Below are 23,755 nucleotides of genomic sequence, written 5' to 3'. Positions count from 1 at the left end.
TGACTACCTGTGTTTCTAAATTCCAGGAAAAGAGTTGCAGCTTTGGCAATGGTTATGGGCTTGTGCTTACTGGTTTATAGCTTGGGTCAGAGAACATTGCGTCAATCCTTAAAGCAAGCATCCCAAACCATCCAAAATCAGTTAGGTAAGCCAACTGCCACTCCTACTTTGCGCCCTTGTGTTTCAATGTTTCATGTCAATTCATTTATTAGCGACCGCTGACTTAAAACAGATTTCCAACCTCACCGAGGAGAGATGTTGGATTCTAAATTTCTTTGATGCTCCTTGTCGTAAATATTATCTCTTTTGCTAATTAACCTGCGGAATGTGGGTTCAAATGAAGAGAGTTAGCTCTTATACCGTTTCACTTTAAAAATGATACAGATGGGCAAGCAGAGGAAGTGATTTGTATCAGTAATTTCGTGAATTGGTATTACAGGGAATTCAAAATTATCCTTACATCAAAAATTAACTACATAACGAAAAACAAAAGGACTGGATATTCCAGTCCTTTATTAGAGGATGTTTTAAAAGAGAGGGGCTGTTGTAAGAAAGCTCACAAGGCTTATGCTGAGATTTGTAGAAAACAGCACCTTGTGAGCGAATGACTAAAGCATACCGTAGCAATTTGACATGGGAACAGTGGGAATTAATTGCAGACCTATTCCCAGGAGCAAAGCCAGGTGGTCGTCCCCGAAAATTAGCCTTATTTGCGGTGGTGAATGCGATTCTCTATGTATTGTGTGAGGGGTGTACGTGGCGAGGTCTACCAGGTGATTTTCCCGCCTGGTCAACGGTTTATGGTTATTTTTGGAGATGGGGTAAAGATGGTACATGGTTGAAAGTTCACGATCAACTCTACCAGTGGGTGAGAGTAGACGCGGGGCGTGAACCTAGCCCATCAGAAGCAGCAGTTGATAGCCAGTCAGTAGAAACAGCAACGATGATCTCTATTGATGTTGGTTACGACGCAGGTAAAAAAATTCATGGGCGTAAACGCCATTTGAGTGTAGATTTACTGGGTCTAGTTTTACGGGTTTTGGTAACATCGGCTAGTTTTCCAGAACGTGAAGGCGCGAAAAAAGTCCTCAGCCGAGTTCACAATACAGGCAATCAAGTAAAACGGTTGAACACTATTTGGATGGATGGAGGATACCGAGGAGAAGAATTTATGCGGTGGGTGATGGATATGTTTCGCTGGATTGTAGAAATTGTTCTTAGACCCTTGGAAAAAAAGGGTTTTGTTCATTTACCAAAGCGCTGGGTTGTTGAGCGAACTTTCGGGTGGCTTAATTGGTGTCGGCGTTTAAGCAAAGATTATGAAAGATTACCTGAAACTTCCGAGATATTTATCTATATTGCCATGATTCGTATTATGGTCAGACGACTGGCATAATTTTTGACTGGTTTTGACTTTTAAAACATCCTCTTATATTGATTTAACGTTTTTATCTTAATAACGGGATTTTTTGGTTTTTGACTTTTGTTTTTTACGCCGACGTTGGCTAGCAGCAACTGCCTCTTCTACAGGATAACCTATTAAAGGAATTACCTGATATTTGCGTTCTTCTTCTAACTTTTTCAGTTCAGTGTAATCAACCCAGTGAATGCAATCAACCGGACAAGTGTCAATTGCTTCTTGGATAATTTCCTCAGCGTCCCCATCTTGCCGAACCACGCGCGATCGCCCATAATCTGGTTCAATATAAAAGGTGTTACGCGCAACATGAGCGCAATGCTTGCAACCAATACAGGTGATTTCGTCAACGTAAACACCATTTTGGCGCAGTACACCACCTAATTCCGGTTCCAAACCCGAACGTTCTGGGGCATCCCGTAAAAAACCCCCTAATTCTGGTTCCAAACCGGAACGGTTATCTTCTTGTTCTTCCGGCGACGGCAGAAAATCAGCCATTACGCACTCCAGCGCTGTACTACCAGGCGAATTGAACCATCTTCATTTTTTTGTTGTTCAGAAACTTGAAAGCCAACACGAGCGGTTTCTTTCAGAACTGTTTGATAAGCATAGCGCTGTGTTACCTGGCGCAAAAATCCGTCTACAGACAAATCTTGCTGCCAATATTGTAAGTCAGCCACCAATTCATATTCCTTGCCATTCCATCTAAAGCCGATGTCATAGCCATTTTCCTGCTCAATACTAACTTCCGCAGGATGGGTTTGACCGCGATAGCCACGAACTTCGCGCGGGCCGGGTTTCCAGTTTACGCCCAATTCAGTCAAAGCATCTTTCAAAGAATCAAGGTTACGGATTTGAGTCTTAATTTGGCTAAAGTGTGACATGGTGGTTGTGAATTAATAACACTAAACTACTGTGAAAACTTACCAATCGCTGTAAGTGGTATGTGTATTCGCCACATTAGGTTGCTGCACCTTAGCGGCGAAATATTCTGAGGTTGGCTCATGATTAAGTACTTGCCCCAGCTGTGCCTCTATTGCTGCTGTAACTTCAGCGCAAGAATTACCCACAATGCCAGTGACTTTCTCTTGTACCCGACCGTCTGGATAAATTATGAACTCTAATGTCTCCATTCTTTTGGCCAACCAGGATAAGTACGCTTAAATTCTACTGCCTTAGCAGAAGGCTACAAATATAGCCGTAGGAACATTTTTACTAGTTACTAGATATAAACTTGCCATTTGTTAACTAATGTTCCATCTTTCAACATATATTTTTCATAATCTTTACAAAACTTATTAATATTATAAGCACACACGTCAGTATTTAGTTAGTTTCTCTTAACCTCATTGATTAGTCAAGGTAACAACTGAAGCTTGCTAAGTAAGCTGCAAAAGTCCTAAAAACAAGCATTAGACGTAGTATAGCCAGCAAAGCAATTCACAAAAATATAAAATTTATTGAAAAACTTTATTCTTAGCATTCGTTCTACCTTATTATTCTGCAGGTAGATTTAGATGCAGTGCAGTATAACTCTAAAGTAATATAGTGTGTATACGTAGGTATTGTATTAGGCCTTTAAATATCAGTTACTTTAGCTGGCATCGGCTGTAGAAAGATTTTTAAACTGCGTTTGCTATTTTCTGCCATTGGTAAGATTTATCAACCTCGACTCTAGACATTTAAATTATGTATAAATTTGCCCCAGCTTGGGAGAAGGAGCAAATAGTCTTTGGTGCTGCGCGACCTGGATATTCTGATAAGAACGTTCAGGATTGGATAGAATTCATGAAGCGCCAAAATATCAAGCGTGTTTGCTGTCTTCTTGATGAACAACAGCTAGCTTTTTACTCTAATCTTCTAAACACATACAAACAAAAATTTGGGAATCAACTAGTTTGTTGGGCACCAATCGCAGATTTCCATTTAGCTGATTTAGAAAATCTCACACAGAAAATACTTCCTTTCTTAATAGAAGCTGATAAACAAAATGAGAAAGTTATTGTACACTGTTCTGGTGGAATTGGACGTACTGGACATGTATTAGCGGCATGGCTAGTTAGTGTCCGAGGATTATCAAATCAAGCTGCAATAAATGCTGTCAAAAAAACAGGTAGAAATCCTTATGAAGCTGCGATCGCTGCTGTATTTAGAGGTAGAAATCCCTTGACAGTGGTAAAAGAACTTAACGCGCTTCTGAATGATTGCCGTCTCATAATAAATAAAACATTTTGAGTTTACTATTATCTTGTTTAATCAGTCCTTTGTGAGGGAAATTATATGGCAATGGTTCTAGATAAAGTAGTTCCTTTTGGGAGGTCAATGGATGAATATATAAAAATATTCAATTTAACAAATGCAGATTTAAACAAAAGAATCATTGGGATTGGGGATGGGCCAGCAAGCTTTAATGCAGAAATGACACGTCAGGGTAAAAGTGTAGTTTCTGTTGATCCACTGTACCAATTCTCCAGTGATGAAATATTGCAAAGATTTAATGAAGTAGTAGATAACATCATTAACCAAGTCAAAGCTACAAAGAATGATTGGGTATGGAGCTATCACAAATCTCCAGATGATTTACGACACAATCGCGTGAAAGTTATTCAAGAATTTCTCTCTGATTATGAAACTGGCAAAAAAAGCAACAGATACACAGTCGGTGAATTGCCAAAATTGGCATTTAAAAATCAAGAATTTGAGATAGCTCTTTGTTCACATTTATTATTTTTATATTCAGACCATCTCGATTACAATTTTCATCTAGCTTCTATAGGTGAGATGCTGCGTATTGCTAAAGAAGTCCGAATATTTCCCCTCTTAACTTTAATGTGGAAACATTCACAACATTTAGATGAAATAGTAAAATATTACACTTCAAAAGGTTACAAGGTAGATATTGAAAAAGTTGAATACGAATTACAGCCTGGTGGAAACCAGATGTTGAAGATAACTAGAGATATTAACGTAATTAGTAATCTTTAACGCTCAATTCCTCAATAATTTTTAACGTGATTATCCCTTTATGGTCTATGCTTATTGGATCACTTTCTATTATTGCTTTATGAACTGATGGATATTATGAGATTACTTTTAACTTGTCACACTTCAACAGCTTGGTTTAAATGCTAAAATATCTGCAATTGCTTGAGACTCTAACTGCTTACGTGATTGAGAGGGAGATAGATATTTTGAAATTTCTTCAAAAATTACATCATATTTTTCTAAATCGCTATCTGTATAAACAATAACTATAATACCTAGTTTTCGGAAATATGATTTAATTTTCATCATTTCTTTTTCAAAATTCGCTTTTGCTTCCTCATTGATTACTTTTTGAGTTTTGTTTTTAGTTCCAGTTAGTTCACCATGAGTAGACTAAGGAGATAACTCAAACCCTACTTTACTTAGATTAAATGGATCGACGATTGTAAAATCTAGTCTATACTCATGTTTTTTACTAATTCCTCCATATCGCAATTCAGGAATTAGAAGAGGTATATTTTCTGGCTCATCTGCACTACGAACAAAATTACAGTATCTTTTAGCAATCTCCTTTTCATGAATAGAACCAGAATTTCTTACAAGTGTGTTTTGGAAAAATGTTAGATACTGTTCAATATCATGAAAATCTATTTTTTCATTTTCAAATGGTATTACTAAACCAGTTTTTAAAATATGTGATATTGTCCAATATCTGGGTTTAAAATGTCTAATTTCACTTTGATCATTTTCCCATTGACCATTTCCGAATCTTGGTGTAATAAACAAACCGTAAGAGGCATTTTCTTGACCAATCCACATTACTGATTCTTCAGCAGTTGGTCTGACTTTTGATAAAGATTCATAATTGCGTAAAAAAGTTCTTTTAAGAAATAGTTTTAACCACTCTCTAACCTCTTCATATTTAGAAAAGTGTAACCATTCATCAAAGTAATAATTACCAGGTTGTGCAAATTGATTAAGTGATTCCAATTTTTTGAGAAATCCTTGGCAATATAGGGAAATAAATTGTTCAGGTGTATCTATTACTTCATTCTTAATATCTATATAGTCAGCATACTTACCGCCATACTTTCCGTTTAACGAATGTAGGCTAGAACAACCTGTATATTTAAGCACGATTGATTCTAACTCTCTAATTTGTTCTGTTAAAGCAGCAATCTCTTTGTTTCTTTTAGTTGTCTCTGGATCTTTCTTTACCACACTGCGTCTACTCTCGTAGTGTATGACTATATAAATTCAGCAAATTTTATCAATGATATTAGCCAACATACTTAAGTTTTATTTCGTTTTGTGTATAATTTTTAATATGTATTTTAATAAAAGTCCTCGGCTCTACTTTTAGAACTAAACGCCTGAGAAAGCTTTTGTCAATTCGCTCTAGACGTCATATTTCAGTACATTAGGGGTTGAGGATTTTGAACAAGATATCAAGAAGTTGCGAGTGATGCGTAGGCTGCCTGCGATCATTCTTGGTCTTTCAGTTCTAATGCAGTGTTAAACGGTTGGTTGCTACCATTTCTTACAGCTTCTAACTTTTGACGAATAGCTGCCTGAACCTTTTCATCAAAATCAGAGCCTCTGAGAAATGTAACATCAATAACTTCGCCGCCACTCTACTGAGTTTCCTTTTACTTTGATTCAAATTTATGCCAGAAGTCTATTGACTTCTGGTATATCTATTGAGAAGCTAATAGTTAGTTTTACTAATTAATAGAGGTGCATCAAACTTGTGACAATACTGACGGGAAAAATAAATCGATCGCAACCTGCTAGCGAACCAAAACCGTTGATTTTGGAAACTCAGGGACTCACGCGCCGTTTTGGGAGGTTAACCGCAGTTAACAACCTGAGCATATCTGTAGAACAGGGCGAAGTATTTGGACTACTTGGCCCCAATGGTGCAGGGAAAAGTACAGTTATTAAGATGTTGACAACTTTGCTACCTATCAGTGCAGGGAAAGCAACTCTGGCTGGCTATGATGTGGCTCGTCAATCTAATCCTGTAAGACGGGCTATCGGTTATGTACCTCAAGCGCTATCTGCTGATGGGAGTCTCACGGGTTACGAAAATCTCTTAATCTTCGCCAAGCTGTATGGAATACCTGCCAAAGGACGCGATCGCCGCATCTATGAAATTCTAGAATACATGGGTTTGCAAGATGCAGCAAAGCGCTTGGTACGAAACTACTCTGGTGGGATGATCCGCAAGCTGGAAATTGGCATATCAGTTCTACATCAACCCCAAATTTTGTTTCTTGATGAGCCGACTGTCGGACTAGATCCCATCGCTCGAACTCAAGTATGGCAGCTTGTACTACAACTCTGTGCTGATTACGGCACAACTATATTTTTAACAACCCACTTTTTAGAAGAAGCGGATAGCTTATGTAACCGAGTAGCAATTATGCAGCAAGGTGAAGTCGTTACTACAGGTACACCAAGCGATTTAAAAGCTTCTTTAAATAACCCAAATGCAACTTTGGATGATGTCTTTATTCACTATACAGGCAACCAGTTAACATCAGGAGTCAACTACCGTGACACAGCAAGAACCAGACGTACTGCTCAACGGTTGGGTTAAATCACCACCCACTGTCCGAGGAAATTCGATCTCTGCAATTAAAGAGCTAGTTACGAAAACCCTGGCGATCGCAGAATTAGAAATACGTAAACTCCGCCACGATCCCACTGATTTAATAGTTCGAGCTGTGCAACCAACCTTATGGCTGCTAATTTTTGGGCAAGTTTTCACCCGAACTCGCGCGATTCCTACAGGGAACTTACCCTATTTAGACTTTATTTCTGCTGGCATCTTGGCTCAGAGTATTTTGTTTGTGGCAATTTTTAGTGGTGGGATGACGCTAATCTGGGAGCGAGATTTAGGGATTGTACATAAATTTCTAGCTAGTCCTACGCCTCGTGTGGCGATGGTGTTGGGCAAAGGTCTAGCATGTGGAGTAAGGTGCTTATCTCAGGTAATATTCATTTACGGATTGGCATTTTTATTAGGTGTCAAACTAAATCTTTATCCTCTGGCTATTCTCCAAGTATTGCTGCTAGTCATACTGGGGGCGGGAACATTTTGTATTTTTTCATTAATTATTGGCTGTTTGGTGAAAAGCCGAGAAAGGATGACGGGTATTGGACAATTGTTAACCATGCCGTTATTTTTTGCAAGCAATGCCATCTATCCGATTTCTTTGATGCCCAGTTGGTTAAAGTTCATTTCCCATTTAAATCCGTTGACTTATCTGGTTGACGGCTTACGTAGCACCATGCTGTTAAACGGCACTAGCATCTATGGCTTTGGTCTGGATTGTACAATTCTCTTATTAACATTAATAATTTTGGCCATCCTTGGTGGAAAACTTTATCCACGGGTGGCCATGTAACTAGGAGAACAACAAGCCCATGACCTTGGATAAACCTAATCAAGGTGCAACTTCCGAAGAATGTGCCGCTAGAGTAATGGAGACAGTTCCATTAGTGATGCGGTTTATCCGAGCGGATATGCGTGCCCATAGTGCCGCTTTTTTATCTATACCTCAGTTGCGATCGCTAGCATTTATCAACCGGAATCCTGGTGCTTCATTATCTGACTTAGCAGAGCATTTAGGTGTCACCTCTGCCACAGCATCAGCAACCATAGAACGCTTGGTACAACGCGACTTTGTGAAACGGATCGCTCATCCTCAAGAGCGGCGGCGGGTGCTGCTCAATTTAACTGAAGATGGAAAACATCATCTCAAGCAATCCCAAGATCAAACTCGCGCTCATATTAGCGATCTGCTCAAAGGTCTTTCAGAAGACCAAATTTCCAATATTGAAGAAGGCTTAACTCTACTAAAAAATGTCTTCGAGAAAACAGAACTCAAAGCCCCATAACTTTGAGGTTGCACAACACGATCCCTTTGCAGCCTTTAAGTTTCGAGACTATCGGCTATTTACCATTGGACGGCTGGTGCTGTTCGTGGGGTCGCAAATGCAAACTGTAGCGATTGGCTGGGAACTCTATGAGCGGACTAACTCAGCGATCGCTTTAGGTGGTGTAGGACTGGCGCAAGTCCTACCGATGATTATTCTCACCTTAATTGCCGGAGATGTTGCCGATCGCCGCGATCGCAAAGTGACCATGTTACTCTCGGTAATGTTGCTAGCCCTCTGCTCCCTAGCTTTAGGGGTACTTTCCTATACTCAGGGTGCAATTTTTCTAATTTACGCCTGCTTAGTATTAACAGGTGTCGCTAGGGCATTCCTTAAACCTGCCAGTGATGCTCTGATGTGGCAATTAATACCTGTCAGTGCTTTTACCAATGCAGCCACCTGGAATAGTAGTAGCTTTCAATTGGCTGCTGTTATTGGCCCAGCTTTGGGGGGATTTGGGATTGCGTTGTTTGGAAGCGCTACAGGAGTTTATGTAGTAGCTGCGATCGCCGCGTTAGCGTGTTTTATTTTAACGCTGGCGATCGAACAGCAAAAAGTCATCCGCGCAACTGAGCCAATTTCATTTAAAGCACTTGCAGCCGGTGCTAAATTTGTTTGGCAGAATCAGTTGATTTTGGCAGCGATTACATTGGATATGTTTGCTGTATTGTTGGGTGGTGCGATCGCCTTGCTACCCATCTTTGCCAAAGATATTTTACATGTGGGACCAGTGGAATTAGGATACCTACAAGCAGCCCATTCCATCGGTGCTTTGACTATGGCTATCGCCCTGGCATATTTACCACCACTACGCAAAGCAGGCCCAGCCTTATTATGGTCAGTGGTTGGCTTTGGGGTTGTCACAATTATCTTTGGACTTTCTCGTTCCTTTTGGCTGTCTATGTTGATGCTGATCCTTGGTGGCGCACTAGATAGTATTAGCGTTGTGATCCGCCATACATTAGTTCAAATCAGAACACCGGATCATTTGCGTGGTCGAGTTGCTGCTATTAATAGCGTGTTTATCAGTGCCTCGAATGAATTAGGAGGCTTTGAATCAGGCTTGACTGCTGCTTTATTTGGCCCGGTGATTTCCGTTGTGGGTGGTGGAATTGGCACAATTGTAGTGGTTATTGCTACGGCAATGATTTGGCCGGGAATTCGCAAGTTAGGAGCTTTGCAAGAGTATAAATAAATTTAAAATGGCAGTATTAGATGATGGAGTTATATCCACTACTAAGTCTTCCATAGATAATAAAAACCCCACCTACGCAAAAGCTACAAAATTGTAATTGTTATCTCTTGCTAGGGTGGGATTTTTGTTTAATGGAAGTTGCATATCGCTTAATTAAGAGGTAGACAAACCCAAAGTTTTAGGATTATGTCTAACTTAAATTTACCAATTGCCACACTAAGCAGTTGGGCTACTACCAATATTTGGTATACTGCCTCTGGTTGGAATACCATACTTAGAAGGGTCGAAGCTATCAGCCGTTGGGATACCATACTTAGAAGGGTCGAAGCTATCAGCCGTTGGGATGCCAGAGCTACCTAAACTAAAGCTGCCTTCTTTTGGAATACCATACTTAGCAGGATCGAAGCTGTCAGCCGTTGGAATGCCATACTTAGCAGGATCGAAGCTGCCTTCTTTGGGAATTCCATACTTATCAAAATCAAAGCTGTCAGCCGTTGGGATGCCATATTTAGCAGGATCGAAACTGCCTTCTTTGGGAATTCCATACTTGTCAAAATCGAAGCTGTCAGCCGTTGGGATGCCAAAAGCGCCTCCAGATGCGAAAGGATCGCTGGGGTTGCTAGTCTGACCACCACTATTAACGGGATTACCAAAAACAGAATTTGAATCAGATGCCATTAGAGTTAATTCTCCTATTAGGACATAAATTTTGCTTCATTAATAAATATCAAAAAGCACAATTAAGCTTCATATATAGCTTTATTATTATTTTTTTTTAATTGCTAATCTTGAGCTTTTTAAACTAAATTACAGAGTGTTTTTATGAAATTTAATAACTTTAAAAAAAAACTTGTAGTTAATGCTATTTATCTAAAAAATATATAAAACCTCACCGATCTATACAATGAAAAATCTTTAGATGCTTATGTCAAATCTTTAGATACTTTTTCTCTTGCAATTTGCAGGATAAACTCATTTAAATTTGTATAGATCGGACTTGACAAATGGGCTTCATGAGTAAAAAGGCTGTAATGCTGTATTTGAAAATTGCAAAGAACAGATTGCTCGTATACTTGAAAAATTACCTAGAGTGGGAGGGCAACAATGCTATTCCTTGCTTGCTAGGTGTAGTGTCTCGCTCAGAAGAATACAAAGAGGCAAGCTTACGTAGCTTTCATCGGGAATAAAAGGAAGAGATAAGTTAAGAATTATTCGGCGCAAGTTTAGAGACAGTTAGTATTATTAGTTACTATAATTACCTTACGGGTGTTTGAGATTAGCTCAAAGTATTTGAGTATAATAGTAGATATAAACCCTGTTTCTCAGCTTTAATTTTGAATAAATACTATAGATTGTTTTGATAGGTGAGTATTATGAACAATAACCTTCCATTAGATCCTAGAAAAGGTTTTAACTTAGCCAAAACTTCAATGAATCAGGAGTCGCCTTTTGTAGAAAATGATGGATTGCTATTGTATAAAGATGGGTGCAAGACTCCAGAATTTCTAGATTCATCTTTTTGCATACATCTCTTTGGTGAACGAGTTATCGTAGATCACTATGTACTGTTGTTTCCTGATTCAGAAGCTCTTACAGACTATGCTAAAGCTCTGATTAACTATGATGCCAAAATTACTGAAGGGCCAGGAAAATGGCCTGATGATTTTTGTCCTGAGCAAAATCTATTGCCTGAAGATGCTAGTATGTACTTTCTCTCAGCCTTAATGCCGTCAGGCATGATTTTGGTACTGCTTGCGCCTAACGCACCAGATGAACAGATTGCCAGCTTATTCCAACAGCAAGGTTTTAATACTGTCCATCACGTTGCTATTCTTGTTGATGATATCTATACAGCAGCAGAAGTATGGCAGAAGAAAGGTTTTATTCCTCTGTCTCTAACTCCTCAAGAAGATGATTCCTTGTGCCAATGGTTTTTCCGCAATTGGGCAGGGCAAATTATAGAGCTAATTTGTCGGCGATGTATGGGCAAAGAGACTTTTTCCTGCGAGAATATTGCTGGTTTACGGCTTTCAGAATTGGCAGCCTAAATTTATAATTCGTAATTCGTAATTCGTAATTATTTGGTCAAGTATGCTTCGCGCGACGGTGGTTAGCAGCTTGTAATAATAGAGATTCTGCAAAAGCGATCGCATCAGTTGCAGATTTACCACCAGCTAACTGCGCTAATTCTTCCCGGCGGGTGTTTAAATTATCCAAAGTAGTAACTCTGACAACGGTACGCTGTTCGGCATTATCATTGTTAGCTTTTTTACCTTTGCCTTGATTGATAGTTTGCTTATCTACACGAAAATGCCGATCGGCCATTGCCGCAACTAAAGGTTGATGGGTAACACATAAGACCTGATTGCGTTGACTTAGCTGGTATAATTTTTCCGCGATCGCTTGGGCGACTCTTCCCGAAACCCCAACATCAATTTCATCAAATACCAATGTCCCGGCTACATCAACCTGAGAAAAACAAGCTTTCAGCGCTAGTAAAAAGCGGCTCATTTCGCCACCAGAGGCAACTTCTGTTAAAGGTTGCAGTGGTTCTCCGGGATTAGAACTAAACATAAAGGTAATTTTGTCTGCTCCCATCGCAGTTGGGAAAGCTGGTAATATTTCAACCAGAAATTTCACCTTTTCCATCGCTAGGGGCTTGAGTTCAGCTATCAAACGCGATTCTAAATTAGCAGCCGCCTGACTCCGCAATTGAGTTAACTGATTACTTGCTTGGGTAAGTTTCTCAAAACACGTCTTTTCTTGCTGTTCTAACTTTTCGATAGATTGTTCGCTGTCGTTAAGTTGGGCTAATTCTGCTTGGATACGTTGGTAATAAGCGATCGCTTCTTTTAGTGTCGGTCCATACTTGCGGCAAATTTGTTTTAGCTCCTGAATTCGTTCTTCCACTTCTTCCAATCGCTGCGGATCGGCTTCTAAACCATCTCCATAAGCATTAATTTGCCTTCCCACTTCCATTACCGCAGCTTGCGCGTCCCGTACCAACTCCAATAAGGGTTGTAGTTGGTTATCGTATTCCACCATGTCATTTAATGTCGCCTCACTGTCTCCCAATAAATCACCTGCGGCGGGAGTTTCATGATCGTTTTGATACAAAGCCTGATAAACCTTGTAACTCATTTGTTGCAAATCGACGACATGATTCAGGCGTTCCCGTTCTTGTCCCAACTGTTCCAATTCATCCGGTTCGCTGAGATTGGCTGCTTTTAATTCTTGCACTTGATAAGTGAGCAAGTCGAGTTGTTGCAATCGTTCCCGTTCTGATGTCCGGCGTTTTTCTAGAGCTAAGTGCGCCTGTTGGTAACTACTAAAGCTTGTGCCGACTTTATGGCGCTGCTGCATCAGAGAGTCGCCGCCATACAAATCTAACCAGTCGCGAACTTGGGCAGATTGTCCCACTTGTACAGTTTGACCTTGGGCGGTGATTTCCACCAAGCGATCGCGCATTCCTGCCATGATCTGCCGATTTACCAACACACCATTCACCCGCGATCGACTGCGGACATTACTCGTAGTGGCTGTGATTTCTCGGCTAATGACTACAGAATTTTCATCAAGCAAATCTATTTCTTGTTCGGTCAACCAAGCGGCTAGGGGAGCGTTTGAGGTGAAAGTAGCTTCTACCATCGCCCGACTTGTCCCCGTGCGAATGACTCTACTAGAGACTTTACCGCCCAAAGCAGCATCAATGGCATCCAAGATAATCGATTTTCCAGCGCCGGTTTCACCTGTTAACACATTTAGTCCCGCGCCAAATTCTAATTCCAATTGGTCAATTAGGGCAAAGTTTTCAATTCGCAGGCAAAGCAACATCAAGCCAAATTCTCCATGAGGGCAGATGCCGGATACTTCTAATTTACAGGATAATAAGTCTCATCTTTGAGCAACTAGCAATACCTAATACTATTGAACTAGTATGCCCGTTTAAGTGTAGCAGACTAGTGGGGAGTGGGGAGCAGGGAAAGAAGCAAGGGAGCAGGCTTGCCGTGAGCGTAGTCGAACGAAAGCAGGGAGCAAGGGAGAATTGCCCCCCCGCACCCTGCCCCTTTGCCTCTTTTCAATGCTCAATACCCAATGCCCAATTCCCAATTTCTAAACATATTGTTACAATACTTAATGTGATCGTTCTGACTGGTGGCCTTCTTCATGATTGTTAAGACACTTCCCCCTAGTTCCCGACCGATTCAGGAGGACAGTCGCAACGGCACAAATCGCCGAGGCGACGAACCGGACGTTATTGATGTAGTGCCAAAAGATGGTACATCAAGCTTAGTTGTACGCTCGCCAAGACTCTTAGCAGCCCAAAAGGTGAGAATAGCAGCCCAACCTGAGACGCTTTACGATCCCGTGGGCATAGCGGCGCATTATCAAAATAGAAAAGTGCAAGTTTTACGGCGGATTTTTGCCGTGTTGAGGCCAACTCTATCCTTTGTGTTTGGATTGTGGTCGGATAGTAAACGGGGAATTGTCGTCAAAAATGACCGCCGCCGAGCCACTCAGCTACGAGTATTGCTGACCCAATTAGGTCCTGCTTACATCAAAATTGGACAAGCTTTATCCACCAGACCGGATCTAGTTCCTCCCGTATACCTAGAAGAATTAACTAAATTACAAGACCAATTACCGCCTTTTCCCAACGAAATTGCTTACCAGTTTATTAAAGAAGAATTAGGCGCACCTCCAGAAGAGGTTTACGCCGAACTCTCGGCGCAGCCAATTGCTGCGGCTTCATTGGGGCAAGTGTATAAAGGTAAGCTAAAAACTGGTGAAGAAGTTGCTGTTAAAGTTCAACGCCCCGACTTAAGAGAAGGAATCACCATTGACTTGTATATTTTGCGTAACCTCGCCGCTTGGGTGCAGAAAAAAGTCAAACGGGTAAGAAGTGACTTAGTTGGTATTCTTGATGAATTAGGCGATCGCATTTTTGAAGAGATGGATTACATCCATGAAGGTGAAAATGCCGAGCGATTTTTCGAGTTATACGGTCATATAAAAGACGTATATGTACCGAAAATTTACTGGGAATATACCAATCGCCGCGTCTTGACGATGGAGTGGATCAACGGTACCAAATTAACCCAGACAGAAGAAATTAGCGCCCAAGGGATAGATGCTCGTTACCTAATTGAAGTGGGTGTGCAGTGTTCCCTGCGCCAGCTGCTAGAACATGGATTTTTCCATGCAGATCCCCACCCTGGTAATTTGTTAGCGACAACCGATGGCAAATTAGCTTATCTCGACTTTGGGATGATGAGCGAGATTAAGCCACCACAGCGTTATGGTTTGATAGAAGCGATCGTCCACGTCGTCAACCGCGACTTTGAAGGATTAGCAAAAGACTATGTGAAGTTAGATTTCTTATCACCAGAAACCGATTTAACACCAATTATCCCAGCTTTTGCCAGAGTTTTTGCTGATGCCCAAGGAGCCAGCGTTGCCGAACTCAACATTAAAAGCATCACCGATGAACTATCAGCCTTGATGTATGAGTATCCTTTCCGCGTACCGCCCTACTACGCCTTAATTATTCGCTCCCTGGTGACGCTTGAAGGTATTGCAATATACATAGATCCAAACTTTAAAGTTCTCAGCGAAGCTTATCCCTACGTTTCTAAACGTCTGTTAACAGATCCAGCACCGCAATTAAGAGCATCATTGCAAGATTTGCTATTTAAAGATGGCAGATTTCGCTGGAATCGTTTAGAAAACTTGTTAAAAAATGCACGTAATAGTCAAGACTACGACTTTAATTTAGTGCTAAATCAGGGGATAGAATTTCTATCATCTGAACGCGGTGCTTTTATTCGTGACAAGCTAGTAGATGAATCTGTTAACGGACTCGATGCTTTCGGTAAAAATGTTTTGCATAACTTTACCTCCTTGTTACGAGAACGGGTAGGATTGACAGCAGTTAATAAAACTCCAGCAGCGACAGTTGAGCAACAACAAACCTTGGAGCATATCAAACGTATATTAGGTATTCTCCGAGAAACAAGAGGCTTTGACCCAGTGCAAATTACATCCCAAATTGCTCAGTTATTGGTAAATTCAGATGTACAACGTTTAGGTCAACAAATTGCCAACCGCTTCACGCAGAAAGCTGTGGCCAGGTTAATTCGGCAATTATTGGCATCTTAATAAAAGTTATGAGTTAAAAACTTTATTTAACTCATAAATCATTCATTCTAGCAACTATATAACTCAACATAACCTAACTCTTCTAGCTTTTCTAAGACCTTAGTTGCACTTTGAGCAACGCTTTCCTGGTTAGTTTTACATTCGACTTCAGGGCAGAGTGGTATTTCATAAGGATCGTCAATACCAGTAAAGTGCTTAATTTCTCCTGCTCTTGCTTTTTTATATAACCCTTTTACGTCTCGCTGTTCACAAACTGCCAATGATGCGTTGACGTAAACTTCAATGAAAAATGGAGTCATTTGGCGCACTTCTTCCCGAATTTCGCGATACGGTGAAATTGCCGAAACCAATACAATGACATTATTTCTGGCAAGAAGTTGAGCTACAAAGCCAATGCGCCGAATATTCTCTTTTCGATCCTCTTTACTGAAACCCAATCCTTTGCATAGGTTTTGACGTACCGCATCACCGTCGAGAACTTCAACTCTATATCCCTGTATCCGCAGTTCCTTCTCCACGAATTGACAGATAGTAGTTTTACCTGCACCACTCAAACCAGTGAACCATACTGTCACACCACACTCTTGTTGTCTCATCCTACTTTCGTCGTAAATTTTAAATGGCACACTAAAAAAGCTTTTTTAGGTAATTGTGAGTCAAATAGTAATTTTATTTTTATAATCCTTTTTTAGCAGGAATTTCAGCAATTGCAAGGGAAAACATGTCAAATTTGCTACTTATGCCTCTACTGGTTTCGAGTGAAAAATCGCATGGTTTATACGTATTTAGGCTAAATATTTAATACGAAGGATGGCGATGTATACGACGGGTGGTTCCTGAGCGCAGTCGTACCACTTCGTGGAAGCAAGCTACGCGCAGCGTCTCCGACAGGAGAAGGGCTACATCTACGCATTTTCTCTACCCTAACAACGCAATTTGCCGTTAAAGTAACAAAACTTGCCGATCGAGTTTTTAAATTATTGAAGTTTTAACTAATTTTTACATTCAGTATATATACAGTTTATTTTTAAATAAAAAAGTCTTTATTATAACAGTAGATTACCAAACAATATTTACCGCTAGGACATTATAAAAAACTAAGTTCAAAATATCTGCAAAGTTAGATCCAGTGCAGCTTTATGGCGGCGCGACCTATTTTCTGGGGTCGATTCCTTTAGGTACTGTTTCTGGTACAAGCTTGTTTATTGACAATGATGGCACGCTTAGTGGTCTGTGTCATCAATTTTGAGAGTTTCGTAGTGAACGATTTCTCAGTCAATTTCAAGGGTTTTAGCCCTGACTACAAACTTTCACAACTCATCAAAACTAATGGCATCAATCACTAGTACACTTTGGCATAAATTTGTTCACCTTTAATCAGTTACTCTGAGCAACTTGTCTGCTTAATTGAGGTGATAGCTGGATTTACGCCATGCTGTACTAGTGCTTTGTGCCAGTAATTTTCGAGGTTCGTAGTTAGTAATTAACCGCTCAATTTTAAGGGTTAGAGTTACTGAGTATATTTTGTATTTAACTAAGTCTAAAGTTCTTCAACAAAATTTGAAATTTAATTCAACTGATTTATGTTGTCCACTTTTCCTACTACTGCGCCAGAAGAGAATAACTTAATTCAATGTGATGCCGATGGGGGATTTATTTCCTGGCTAAGTCAAGCCGGAGGTTCAATTGCCATCACCACCTACCAAGCTGGAAAACTGGCACTAGTAGGCTGGAATGGGGAACAGATAACCATGCTGTTACGCCAATTTTCTAAACCAATGGGATTGGCAGTGAATGGTTCACGACTGGCACTGGCTACCCATCACGAAGTCTGTTTATTAGCAAATGCCCCCGCCTTAGCTTATGAGTTTTTAGAAGATCAGCCCGGACGCTACGATGCCCTTTATCTGCCACGGATGACATATTTTACAGGCGATCTGAACATTCACGACCTGGAATTTGGCAGAGAAGGGCTGTGGATTGTCAACACCCGCTTTTCGTGTCTTTCTGCTTTGAGTCCAGACTTTAGCTTTGTACCGCGCTGGCATCCGAAATTTATTTCTGAAGTAGTGCCAGAAGACCGATGTCACCTGAATGGATTAGCGATGGTGGATGGCAAACCCAAGTATGTGACTGCCCTCGGTGCGACAGATACCGTTGGAGGATGGCGTCCGGGTAAAGCCAATGGTGGAGTTGTAGTGGAAGTAGAGAGCAATGAAATTATTGTAAATGGATTATCAATGCCCCATTCCCCAATTTGGCATGACGGGTTTTTGTGGTTACTCAACTCTGGCGCAGGGGAAATTTGGCGCATTCATCCAGAATCAGGAGACCAACAAGTAGTTTGTGTACTCCCTGGATTTCTGCGGGGGTTGTGCTGCGTCGGGTATTACGCCCTAGTCGGACTATGCCAGATTCGGGAACGGCATATTTTCGGAGGGTTGCCCATAACCCAACGGTTTGAGAAGTTGCTCTGTGGTGTGGCAGTAGTGGATTTACGAAATGGGCAACAGGTGGGAATGCTGAAGTTCACCGCAGGCTGTCAAGAACTTTATGATGTACAGTTTCTTGCTGGTGTACAGCGTCCGATGGTTTTGAATCAGGAACGAAAAGAAATCCGCCAAGCATTTACAGCACCAGAGTTGAACTACTGGCTGCGACCGAGTGCAGTGATTCCTAATGACTAAGAAATCTGTTTAATCAGGCCGTAATTGTTGAAATCAAATTTTTAGTTTTTTCAGAGGTTTTTTCATGAATGAATTCAAAGTCAATACTTACACCAACAATGATCAAATTAATCCCGCAGTCGCAATGGATGCTGATGGAGACTTCATCATTTCTTGGACTAGCAATGGTCAGGATGGGTCTGGCTATGGGGTGTATGCTCAACGTTACAACAGTACTGGCGTGGCTGTTGGCGCCGAATTCAAAGTCAATACCAACACCAGCGGCTATCAACTTAACTCTACAGTAGCGATCGATGCCGATGGTGACTTTGTTATTTCCTGGGAAAGCCCAGATGGGTCTGGCTTTGGGATATATGCCCAACGCTACAACAGTACTGGAATGGCTGTTGGGGGCGAATTTCAGGTCAATAGCTCCACTAACAACAATCAAGTTAACCCCACAATAGCGATAGATACCAATGGGAACTTTGTCATTTCTTGGACTAGCAGTGGTCAGGACGGGTCTAGCTATGGAGTATATGCCCAACGCTACACCAGTGCTGGGTTAGCCATTGGGGGTGAATTTCAGGTAAATACCCACACCGAAAGCTCTCAATATAACCCCACAATAGCTATGGATGCCAATGGTGACTTTGTTATTTCCTGGCAAAGCTATTATCAAGATGGGTCTTACTTGGGCATATATGCCCAACGCTATAACAGTGCCGGGTCAGCTATTGGAAACGAATTTCAGGTTAATACCTACACTCAAGGCAATCAATTTAACCCCACAGTAGCAATGGATGCCACTGGGGACTTTGTAATTTCTTGGCAAAGCTATGGTCAGGACGGATCTGGGGATGGCATATATGCCCAACGCTACACCAGTGCTGGGGCAGCTATTGGCGCCGAATTCAAAGTCAATACCCACACCGAGGGCAATCAATTTAACCCCACAGTAGCAATGGATGCAGATGGGGACTTTATCATTTCCTGGACTAGCAATAGTCAGGACGGCTCTGGCTCTGGCATATATGCCCAACGTTACAACAGTGCTGGGGTAGCTATTGGGGGTGAATTTCTGGTCAATACCTACACCAACAACGATCAAGCTAACCCCGCAGTAGCAATGGATGCTACTGGAGATTTTGTAATTTCCTGGCAAAGCGATGGTCAGGACGGATCTGGCCATGGAATATATGCTCAACTAAACAACAACAGTGGGGCTCCCCCAACAATCACCCCTAGCTCTGCTTCTGCCCTGACATACACTGAAAACGCCACTACAACTATCGACTCAGGCATCACCGTCAGCGACACAGACTCCCCCAACCTGGCTAGTGCCACCGTCCGGATTACCAGTGGTTTTGTCTCTGCTCAAGATACTCTCGCCTTCACCAACCAAAATGGAATTACCGGCAGCTACAACAGCAGCACAGGTGTTTTAACCTTAATCGGCAGTGCCACCGTTGCTAACTATCAAGCTGCACTACGTTCTATTACTTATACCAACAGCAGCGACAACCCCAGTACTACACCTCGTACCATCAGCTTTATAGTTAATGATGGGACTGCTAATAGTACTGCCGTTACCCGCAATATTAATATTACGGCAGTGAATGATGCACCTGTTGCTACTGCCACCAACTCTGCCCTGGCATACACTGAGAACGCCACTACAGTCATTGACTCAGGTATCACCGTTAGCGACTTAGACTCTCCTTACCTAGCTAGTGCCACCATCAGTATTACCAGTGGTTTTGTCTCTGCTCAAGATACTCTCGCCTTCACCAACCAAAATGGGATTACGGGCAGCTACAACAGCAGCACAGGTGTTTTAACCTTAACTGGTAGTTCCACCGTTGCTAACTATCAAGCTGCACTACGTTCTATTACTTATACCAACAGCAGTGATAACCCCAGTACTACACCTCGTACCGTTAGCTTTATAGTTAATGATGGGACTGCTAATAGTACTGCCGTTACTCGCAATATTAATATTACGGCAGTGAATGATGCACCTGTTGCTACTGCCACCAACTCTGCCCTGGCATACACTGAGAACGCCACTACAGTCATTGACTCAGGTATCACCGTTAGCGACTTAGACTCCACCAACCTAGCTAGTGCCACCGTCAGCATTACCAGTGGTTTCGCCTCTGCTCAAGACATCCTCGCCTTCACCAACCAAAATGGGATTACGGGCAGCTACAACAGCAGCACAGGTGTTTTAACCTTAATCGGCAGTGCCACCGTTGCGAACTATCAAGCCGCACTACGTTCTATTACTTATACCAACAGCAGCGACAACCCCAGTACTACACCTCGTACCGTTAGCTTTGTCGTCAATGATGGGACTGTTAATAGTGCCACAGTTACCCGCAATATTAATATTACGGCGGTGAATGATGCTCCTGTTGCTGTTAACGACAAAATCACCACAAACAAAAACACACCCGTTATCATTAGCGCTACTAGTCTGTTAAGCAATGATACAGATGTTGATATTAGTGACGTATTGAGCATTACTGGCTTCACCCAACCTAGCCAAGGAAGCTTAGTTAACAACAACAACGGTACTTACACTTATACGCCTGGTCAAAACTATTATGGCTCTGACAGCTTTACTTACACCATAGGTGATGGACATGGAGGCAGTAGCACTGCTACTGTCAACTTGACCATTAGTGAAATCACCCCTCCGATTAATGGCACTTCAGGTGCAGATAACCTGACTGGTACAGTGAACGCCGATAGCATCTCAGGATTGCTAGGCAATGACACGCTCCAAGGATTAGGTGATAGTGACACACTTGATGGCGGTGATGGCAACGATTCCTTAGATGGTGGTACAGGAACTGATAGCCTCATCGGTGGTAAAGGCAATGATACTTATATTGTGGACAGCATCGGCGACACCATTACTGAAGGCTTAAATGCGGGCACAGATTTAGTCAAGTCTTCGATAAGTTGGGTGTTGGGAGTTAACCTGGAAAACTTGACTCTGACTGGAACTGACGCTATTGATGGTACTGGTAACAGCCTTAATAATATTCTGACCGGAAATACTGGTGCTAACATCTTGAGCGGAGAAGTTGGCAATGACACTTTGTTGGGTGGTGCAGGCAATGACACATTATTAGGCGGTGCAGGTAATGACACCTTGGATGGAGGTACAGGAGCTGATAGTCTTAATGGTGGAGTCGGCAATGACACTTATATCATAGACAACCTCGGTGATACGATTACTGAAGGCTTAAATGCAGGCACAGATTTAGTTAAGTCTTCCGTGAATTTTGTGTTAGCAGATAACGTGGAGAACTTGACCCTGACTGGAACCGACGCTATCGATGGTACTGGTAACAGCCTTAATAACATCCTGATTGGAAATACTGGTGCTAATAAGTTGAGCGGAGGAGATGGTAACGATAGTCTCTTTGGTAGCTCAGGCAATGACACATTATTAGGCGGTGCAGGTAATGACACCTTGGATGGAGGTTTAGGAGCTGACAGTTTTGATGGTGGAGCCGGCAATGACATTTATACTGTAGATAACCTGAACGATTCTGTTACTGAAGGCTTAAATGCAGGCATAGATTTAGTTAAGTCTTCCGTGAGTTTCGTGTTGACAGATAACGTGGAAAACTTGACCCTGACTGGAACCGGAGCAATCGATGGTAATGGTAACAGCCTTAATAACATCCTGATTGGAAATACTGGTGCTAATAAGTTGAGCGGAGGAGATGGTAACGATAGCCTCTTTGGTAGTTCAGGTAATGACAGTTTGTTAGGCGGTGCAGGCGATGATACTTTGGATGGAGGTGCAGGGATTGATACTCTCAATGGTGGAGCCGGTAATGACATCTACACTGTAGACAATGTTAGCGATATTATTGTTGAAGGCTTAAATTCAGGCACAGATTTAGTCAAGTCTGCTGTGAATTGGGTATTGGGAGAGAACTTTGAGAACTTGACCCTGACTGGAAGCGCGACAATTGGTACTGGTAACAGCCTTGATAACATCCTGGTCGGAAATGCTGCTGCGAACACCTTAACCGGAGGAGATGGTAACGATAGCCTTTTTGGTAGCTCAGGCAATGACACCTTGTTGGGTGGTACAGGCGATGACACCTTGGATGGAGGTACAGGAATTGATAGTCTCAATGGTGGAGTCGGCAATAACACTTATATCGTAGACAATGTTAGCGATATTATTGTTGAAGGCTTAAATGCAGGCACAGATTTAGTTAACTCTTCGGTAAATTGGGTCTTGGGAGATAACCTAGAGAATTTGACCCTGATTGGAGCTGGGGCAATCACTGCTACTGGTAACGGTCTTAATAACATCCTGATTGGAAATACTGGTGCTAATACATTATCAGGAGGAGATGGTAATGATAACCTCTTTGGTGGTTCAGGTAATGACAGCTTATTAGGCGGTGTAGGAAACGATAGCCTCTTTGGTGGAATTGGTAAAGATACGCTGACTGGTGGAGCTGGACAAGATAGCTTATATCTGACTGATACCCGCACTGGAGGTTATGATACTATTACTGATTTTACTGTTGGAGATGATACTATCTTCATTTCTAAGGCGGAATTCGGGCTGACCCAATCTCAGGATACGACACTCGATTCGGGCTTATTCCGACTTGGTACGATCGCTACAGCTGCAAGCGATCGCTTCATCTACAATCAAAGTACAGGTAATCTATTCTTTGATAAAGATGGATTGGGTGGTACAGCGCAAGTTCAAATAGCCCAGTTATCGAATCATGCACAGCTTAGTAGTGCAAATATTACTGTGATTGCCTAACTTTACTAAGACAATTAACCTAGCATAAACTTATGTAGAGACGTGGAATTTCGCGTCTCTATACGCCTTTGGAGTGCTGTGGCTTTATAAGCAACACAATTAGCTTTTAACTTTCCTCTTGAGAATAACCGTTTTTTTCGCGTTTAAGGCTTTCTTCTAAGGCTTGAATTTGTTCGCGACGAGCTTCCAATTCTAAGGAACGCCGCGCTAAGTCTTGATTTTGTAATGTTAGGGATTGTCGCCAATGTTCTGCTCTTTCGGCTTCATGCTGCAAAAATTCCGGGGTAATGCCGATGGTGAGGTAGTTTTGTACCAGGTGGAGTACCCAGTTGGTGGCGTCTTCTAGTCTTTCAATGTCGCCTGTAGGGGAAAGTTCTACTAGAACAAGCAAGTTCTCACTCATGATCTTTCCCTTTCCCAGCAGAATGAAAGCTTCTTCGGGAATTATCGCCCACAAGTTATCAGCTTCTTGACGCGCCAATAAGCGTAACTGGTGCTGGTCTAAAAAATCGTTTTTACGCACCTGGGCTAGATATAGCATGAGGGTCGCTTCGCTCCAATTCAAAATTCAA

Annotated in this window: 20 protein-coding genes and 1 pseudogene; 12 read left to right on the top strand and 9 right to left on the bottom strand. The window is 41.8% G+C overall.

Annotated features, from left to right (window positions below):
- Positions 1–9 precede the first annotated feature (9 nt).
- Both ACR5KR_RS20045 and ACR5KR_RS20040 read left to right on the top strand, forming a co-directional pair.
- A pseudogene (locus ACR5KR_RS20045) lies at positions 10–313 on the top strand (IS1634 family transposase); the annotation flags it as partial.
- A 291-nt stretch (positions 314–604) separates the two neighbouring features.
- Entirely contained in the window at positions 605–1,396 is a 792-nt protein-coding gene (locus ACR5KR_RS20040; RefSeq protein ID WP_448265250.1) for an IS5 family transposase, read from the top strand.
- 57 nt (positions 1,397–1,453) lie between these two features.
- On the opposite strand, the gene ACR5KR_RS20035 is transcribed toward ACR5KR_RS20040, so the two are convergent.
- From ACR5KR_RS20035 to ACR5KR_RS20025, 3 genes are read right to left on the bottom strand one after another with little or no spacing between them, the layout of a single operon-like run.
- Complete coding sequence (locus ACR5KR_RS20035) at positions 1,454–1,915, bottom strand: ferredoxin (RefSeq protein ID WP_322695179.1); 462 nt, start codon at positions 1,913–1,915, stop codon at positions 1,454–1,456.
- Positions 1,915–2,301 carry a DUF1257 domain-containing protein gene (locus ACR5KR_RS20030; RefSeq protein ID WP_445630813.1) on the bottom strand — a complete coding sequence of 129 codons (387 nt, stop codon included), beginning with the start codon at positions 2,299–2,301 and terminating at the stop codon, positions 1,915–1,917. Before ACR5KR_RS20030 ends, ACR5KR_RS20035 begins: the two co-directional genes overlap by 1 nt.
- A 39-nt stretch (positions 2,302–2,340) precedes the next feature.
- Positions 2,341–2,550, bottom strand: a complete 210-nt coding sequence (locus ACR5KR_RS20025; RefSeq protein ID WP_322673334.1) for a DUF2997 domain-containing protein — start codon at positions 2,548–2,550, stop codon at positions 2,341–2,343.
- A gap of 556 nt (positions 2,551–3,106) precedes the next feature.
- Between ACR5KR_RS20025 and ACR5KR_RS20020 the strand changes: the two genes are divergently transcribed.
- Complete coding sequence (locus ACR5KR_RS20020) at positions 3,107–3,652, top strand: protein-tyrosine phosphatase family protein (RefSeq protein WP_448267739.1); 546 nt, start codon at positions 3,107–3,109, stop codon at positions 3,650–3,652.
- 45 nt (positions 3,653–3,697) lie between these two features.
- A complete protein-coding gene (locus tag ACR5KR_RS20015) occupies positions 3,698–4,402 on the top strand; it encodes an SAM-dependent methyltransferase (protein WP_448267738.1) in 705 nt (234 codons plus the stop codon).
- A 123-nt stretch (positions 4,403–4,525) separates the two neighbouring features.
- Here ACR5KR_RS20015 and ACR5KR_RS20010 read toward each other — a convergent pair whose 3' ends face one another.
- Both ACR5KR_RS20010 and ACR5KR_RS20005 read right to left on the bottom strand, forming a co-directional pair.
- Positions 4,526–4,711: a hypothetical protein gene (locus ACR5KR_RS20010; RefSeq protein WP_448267737.1), complete on the bottom strand. Its 186-nt coding sequence runs from the start codon at positions 4,709–4,711 to the stop codon at positions 4,526–4,528.
- An 84-nt stretch (positions 4,712–4,795) separates the two neighbouring features.
- On the bottom strand, positions 4,796–5,623 hold the full coding sequence (locus ACR5KR_RS20005) for a hypothetical protein (protein ID WP_448267736.1): 828 nt from the start codon (positions 5,621–5,623) through the stop codon (positions 4,796–4,798).
- 529 nt (positions 5,624–6,152) lie between these two features.
- Between ACR5KR_RS20005 and ACR5KR_RS20000 the strand changes: the two genes are divergently transcribed.
- Genes ACR5KR_RS20000 through ACR5KR_RS19985 form a run of 4 tightly spaced genes read left to right on the top strand, consistent with a single transcriptional unit; the run spans position 6,153 to position 9,542 of the window.
- The gene (locus ACR5KR_RS20000) at positions 6,153–7,004 is read left to right on the top strand and encodes an ABC transporter ATP-binding protein (RefSeq protein WP_448267735.1); all 852 of its coding nucleotides are present in this window, start codon (positions 6,153–6,155) and stop codon (positions 7,002–7,004) included.
- On the top strand, positions 6,961–7,815 hold the full coding sequence (locus tag ACR5KR_RS19995; protein ID WP_448267734.1) for an ABC transporter permease: 855 nt from the start codon (positions 6,961–6,963) through the stop codon (positions 7,813–7,815). The genes ACR5KR_RS20000 and ACR5KR_RS19995 overlap by 44 nt, the downstream gene beginning before the upstream one ends.
- Before the next feature lie 19 nt (positions 7,816–7,834).
- Positions 7,835–8,308 carry a MarR family winged helix-turn-helix transcriptional regulator gene (locus tag ACR5KR_RS19990; RefSeq protein WP_100902601.1) on the top strand — a complete coding sequence of 158 codons (474 nt, stop codon included), beginning with the start codon at positions 7,835–7,837 and terminating at the stop codon, positions 8,306–8,308.
- A complete protein-coding gene (locus tag ACR5KR_RS19985; protein WP_445630819.1) occupies positions 8,274–9,542 on the top strand; it encodes an MFS transporter in 1,269 nt (422 codons plus the stop codon). Before ACR5KR_RS19990 ends, ACR5KR_RS19985 begins: the two co-directional genes overlap by 35 nt.
- A gap of 216 nt (positions 9,543–9,758) precedes the next feature.
- Here the strand turns inward: ACR5KR_RS19985 and ACR5KR_RS19980 are convergent, their stop codons facing one another.
- The gene (locus ACR5KR_RS19980; RefSeq protein ID WP_448267733.1) at positions 9,759–10,220 is read right to left on the bottom strand and encodes a hypothetical protein; all 462 of its coding nucleotides are present in this window, start codon (positions 10,218–10,220) and stop codon (positions 9,759–9,761) included.
- A gap of 695 nt (positions 10,221–10,915) precedes the next feature.
- On the opposite strand from ACR5KR_RS19980, the gene ACR5KR_RS19975 reads away from it, so the two are divergent.
- Positions 10,916–11,590: a VOC family protein gene (locus tag ACR5KR_RS19975; RefSeq protein ID WP_445630821.1), complete on the top strand. Its 675-nt coding sequence runs from the start codon at positions 10,916–10,918 to the stop codon at positions 11,588–11,590.
- 37 nt (positions 11,591–11,627) lie between these two features.
- On the opposite strand, the gene recN is transcribed toward ACR5KR_RS19975, so the two are convergent.
- Positions 11,628–13,376 (bottom strand): DNA repair protein RecN, encoded by a 1,749-nt coding sequence (gene recN, locus ACR5KR_RS19970; protein ID WP_448270272.1) that lies wholly within the window; start codon positions 13,374–13,376, stop codon positions 11,628–11,630.
- A 333-nt stretch (positions 13,377–13,709) separates the two neighbouring features.
- Between recN and ACR5KR_RS19965 the strand changes: the two genes are divergently transcribed.
- Positions 13,710–15,701 (top strand): ABC1 kinase family protein, encoded by a 1,992-nt coding sequence (locus ACR5KR_RS19965; RefSeq protein ID WP_448267732.1) that lies wholly within the window; start codon positions 13,710–13,712, stop codon positions 15,699–15,701.
- A gap of 47 nt (positions 15,702–15,748) precedes the next feature.
- Here the strand turns inward: ACR5KR_RS19965 and cysC are convergent, their stop codons facing one another.
- Positions 15,749–16,315 carry an adenylyl-sulfate kinase gene (gene cysC, locus ACR5KR_RS19960; protein WP_448270271.1) on the bottom strand — a complete coding sequence of 189 codons (567 nt, stop codon included), beginning with the start codon at positions 16,313–16,315 and terminating at the stop codon, positions 15,749–15,751.
- Positions 16,316–17,284: 969 nt separating this feature from the next.
- Here cysC and ACR5KR_RS19955 point away from each other — a divergent pair.
- Together ACR5KR_RS19955 and ACR5KR_RS19950 are read left to right on the top strand one after the other, a co-directional pair.
- Positions 17,285–18,388: a TIGR03032 family protein gene (locus ACR5KR_RS19955; protein WP_448267731.1), complete on the top strand. Its 1,104-nt coding sequence runs from the start codon at positions 17,285–17,287 to the stop codon at positions 18,386–18,388.
- 64 nt (positions 18,389–18,452) lie between these two features.
- Positions 18,453–23,183: a beta strand repeat-containing protein gene (locus ACR5KR_RS19950; RefSeq protein ID WP_448267730.1), complete on the top strand. Its 4,731-nt coding sequence runs from the start codon at positions 18,453–18,455 to the stop codon at positions 23,181–23,183.
- 106 nt (positions 23,184–23,289) lie between these two features.
- Here the strand turns inward: ACR5KR_RS19950 and ACR5KR_RS19945 are convergent, their stop codons facing one another.
- Positions 23,290–23,724, bottom strand: a complete 435-nt coding sequence (locus tag ACR5KR_RS19945) for a hypothetical protein (protein WP_094348415.1) — start codon at positions 23,722–23,724, stop codon at positions 23,290–23,292.
- Positions 23,725–23,755 lie beyond the last annotated feature (31 nt).

The sequence above is a fragment of the Nostoc sp. DSM 114159 genome, from assembly GCF_053470285.1.
Note: the sequence above shows the minus strand (reverse complement) of the source record. Positions and strands in the feature narration are given on the sequence as shown.

What these genes read in the sequence shown, in the direction of transcription:
- ACR5KR_RS20040 (WP_448265250.1), top strand. Translation starts at nt 605, where the DNA reads ATGACTAAAGCATACCGTAGCAATTTGACATGGGAACAGTGGGAATTA.
- ACR5KR_RS20035 (WP_322695179.1), bottom strand. Translation starts at nt 1,915, where the DNA reads ATGGCTGATTTTCTGCCGTCGCCGGAAGAACAAGAAGATAACCGTTCC.
- ACR5KR_RS20030 (WP_445630813.1), bottom strand. Translation starts at nt 2,301, where the DNA reads ATGTCACACTTTAGCCAAATTAAGACTCAAATCCGTAACCTTGATTCT.
- ACR5KR_RS20025 (WP_322673334.1), bottom strand. Translation starts at nt 2,550, where the DNA reads ATGGAGACATTAGAGTTCATAATTTATCCAGACGGTCGGGTACAAGAG.
- ACR5KR_RS20020 (WP_448267739.1), top strand. Translation starts at nt 3,107, where the DNA reads ATGTATAAATTTGCCCCAGCTTGGGAGAAGGAGCAAATAGTCTTTGGT.
- ACR5KR_RS20015 (WP_448267738.1), top strand. Translation starts at nt 3,698, where the DNA reads ATGGCAATGGTTCTAGATAAAGTAGTTCCTTTTGGGAGGTCAATGGAT.
- ACR5KR_RS20010 (WP_448267737.1), bottom strand. Translation starts at nt 4,711, where the DNA reads ATGATGAAAATTAAATCATATTTCCGAAAACTAGGTATTATAGTTATT.
- ACR5KR_RS19990 (WP_100902601.1), top strand. Translation starts at nt 7,835, where the DNA reads ATGACCTTGGATAAACCTAATCAAGGTGCAACTTCCGAAGAATGTGCC.
- ACR5KR_RS19985 (WP_445630819.1), top strand. Translation starts at nt 8,274, where the DNA reads ATGTCTTCGAGAAAACAGAACTCAAAGCCCCATAACTTTGAGGTTGCA.
- ACR5KR_RS19980 (WP_448267733.1), bottom strand. Translation starts at nt 10,220, where the DNA reads ATGGCATCTGATTCAAATTCTGTTTTTGGTAATCCCGTTAATAGTGGT.
- ACR5KR_RS19975 (WP_445630821.1), top strand. Translation starts at nt 10,916, where the DNA reads ATGAACAATAACCTTCCATTAGATCCTAGAAAAGGTTTTAACTTAGCC.
- recN (WP_448270272.1), bottom strand. Translation starts at nt 13,376, where the DNA reads ATGTTGCTTTGCCTGCGAATTGAAAACTTTGCCCTAATTGACCAATTG.
- ACR5KR_RS19965 (WP_448267732.1), top strand. Translation starts at nt 13,710, where the DNA reads ATGATTGTTAAGACACTTCCCCCTAGTTCCCGACCGATTCAGGAGGAC.
- ACR5KR_RS19955 (WP_448267731.1), top strand. Translation starts at nt 17,285, where the DNA reads ATGTTGTCCACTTTTCCTACTACTGCGCCAGAAGAGAATAACTTAATT.
- ACR5KR_RS19950 (WP_448267730.1), top strand. Translation starts at nt 18,453, where the DNA reads ATGAATGAATTCAAAGTCAATACTTACACCAACAATGATCAAATTAAT.
- ACR5KR_RS19945 (WP_094348415.1), bottom strand. Translation starts at nt 23,724, where the DNA reads ATGCTATATCTAGCCCAGGTGCGTAAAAACGATTTTTTAGACCAGCAC.